Raw genomic sequence first — 1996 nt, forward strand, 5'->3', positions numbered from 1 at the left:
CTGTGGGAGCGAGCTTGCTCCGGGCGGCGATCCGACGATGAGGCCGGCCCAGTCAGCACAAAGTCTGGGTCAAACAGTCATCCGCAACCGCGCCAGATCCCGCAACGGTGGCGCGCCAAACAGCCTGCTGTACTCGCGACTGAACTGCGATGGGCTTTCATACCCCACCCGATACCCCGCCGCCGACGCTTCCAGTCCTTCGGCCAGCATCAGCCGGCGGGCTTCCTGCAAGCGCAGTTGCTTCTGGTATTGCAGCGGGCTCATGGCCGTCATGGCCTTGAACCGATGATGCAAGGTCGAGACGCTGAGGTTCACTTCCCGAGCGAGGTCATCGATGCGCAACGGCTGTTCGAAATGGCCGTTGAGCCATTTGATCGCCTGGCTGATGCGATGGCTCTGGCTATTGGCGATCGCGATTTCATACAGCCGATAGCCTTGCGGGCTGCGCAACAGGCGATAAAGGATTTCCCGGCGCACCAGGGGCGCGAGCATGGCGATGTCCTTGGGCGTATCCAGCAGGCGCGCCAGGCGCAGCACCGCGTCGAGCATCGGCGTGTCCAGGCGTTCGACATACAGGCCGCGACCGGCCGGGCGGGTCGGCACGCCCAAGGGGCCGGCATCGGCGATCAACGCGGTGATTTCCGCCGGGTCGATGTCCAGGCGCAACGCCAGGATCGGCTGCTCGGGCGAGACGTCGGCGATGCAACCGCTCAACGGCATCGAGACCGAGACCACCAGGTAGTGCAGCGGGTCGTAGTTGAAAAACTCATCCGCCAAGCGCACCTGCTTACTGCCCTGGGCCATGATGCACAGGGCCGGTTGCGCCAGCACGGGGGCGAACTTGTGCGGCTGGCTGTGGCGCGATAGATGCAGCGAGCCGATGGCCGTGGCGTAGCTGCCGTCTTCGCCGGTGTTGCGGTCGATGATCGACGCCAGTTCGGCGCGCTGTTGTTCCAGATACGTGTCCAGCGGGACGTGGGCGTGATCGAGTGGCGACATGCCGGAATCCTCAGGGAATACAGGGGCGATGTAACAAAGCTTATGTTTGTGCAAGGCATGGCGGTAGTCACATCCTGTTGAAAGCTTGCCTGATCCTGCACGGCTGGCGCCTGCAGGACTGTGCAACGCGGTTGAAACTTGCTTGAAACCTTTTGTTTCAACTTCCTCTGTTCAACCCATGTCGATGCCGGATCCGGTGCTGGCGAAGGACAGGATTGTGCAATGGGTCGGCAGGAATCGACTAACGAAGCTGGCGTCGGGACGCTTAACCTTTGATCCTGTCGCAGCCTGTCCCCGGCTGCACAACGGATTACCTGGGAGGGTTGAACATGACTACACACATCCCCGTCAGTCACATGGCTTTCGTCCGGGCCCGCACTGGCTGTTCCAAGCCGTTGGGTGCACGCCTCAGCACACTGATCGCGCCCTCGCGCCAGGCGCCCGGTTGCCTGCACTTTGCCTTGCAGCAATCGCAATGCGACGCCGATTTGTGGCTGGTGTCCGGTCTCTGGGTCAACCAGCTGGCAATGGACGCCTACTTCAACTCACCGGCCATGGCGATCTTCGCCGAGCTGGTGCAGGACCTGGTGGTCAGCAGCCTGGATTTCCACACCTTCCGGGAAGTGTCCGCCGCCCAGGCGACCGAAGGGTGCATGGCGAAGGTACACAAACTGGCCGGTTGAAGGTTTAATGACCATCATTTTCCATCGCCAGGATGCGCACTATGGCACGCAAAGCCTTTGAAACGTTTGAAGCTGTTTCCGCTGTTGTTCCCAAGGAAGGTGGCGGCTATTACGCAGCCATCGCCACCAAGGCCATCGGTGGCTCAGGTGCGCCGCGCTTCAACAAGGTACTTGAAGAGCAAGTGTTCGAAACCGCGACCAGGGCCGATGAAGCGGCTGCCGTGCAGTTGACTCATCTTCAGGGTGTCGACGACGAGGGTGGGTTGGTCTGGTAATCAGCATCGTGGGGATCGCTTTTGTGGCGAGGGAGCTTG

At 61.3% G+C, this 1996-nt stretch carries 3 protein-coding genes; 2 read left to right on the forward strand and 1 reads right to left on the reverse strand.

The window, feature by feature from the left end; all coding sequences use genetic code 11:
* Window positions 1-69: 69 nt before the first annotated feature.
* Window positions 70-999 (reverse strand): AraC family transcriptional regulator, encoded by a 930-nt coding sequence (locus OC610_RS26465; protein WP_264432147.1) that lies wholly within the window; start codon window positions 997-999, stop codon window positions 70-72.
* Window positions 1000-1328: 329 nt separating this feature from the next.
* Here OC610_RS26465 and OC610_RS26470 point away from each other — a divergent pair, with 329 nt between their 5' ends.
* Together OC610_RS26470 and OC610_RS26475 are read left to right on the forward strand one after the other, a co-directional pair.
* Window positions 1329-1682 (forward strand): putative quinol monooxygenase, encoded by a 354-nt coding sequence (locus OC610_RS26470; protein ID WP_264432149.1) that lies wholly within the window; start codon window positions 1329-1331, stop codon window positions 1680-1682.
* A gap of 41 nt (window positions 1683-1723) precedes the next feature.
* Window positions 1724-1957 carry a hypothetical protein gene (locus OC610_RS26475; RefSeq protein ID WP_264432151.1) on the forward strand — a complete coding sequence of 78 codons (234 nt, stop codon included), beginning with the start codon at window positions 1724-1726 and terminating at the stop codon, window positions 1955-1957.
* The last annotated feature ends 39 nt before the right edge of the window (window positions 1958-1996 follow it).

The organism is Pseudomonas agronomica, from assembly GCF_025917275.1.
In the GTDB taxonomy this organism is placed as follows: Bacteria; Pseudomonadota; Gammaproteobacteria; order Pseudomonadales; family Pseudomonadaceae; genus Aquipseudomonas; species Aquipseudomonas agronomica.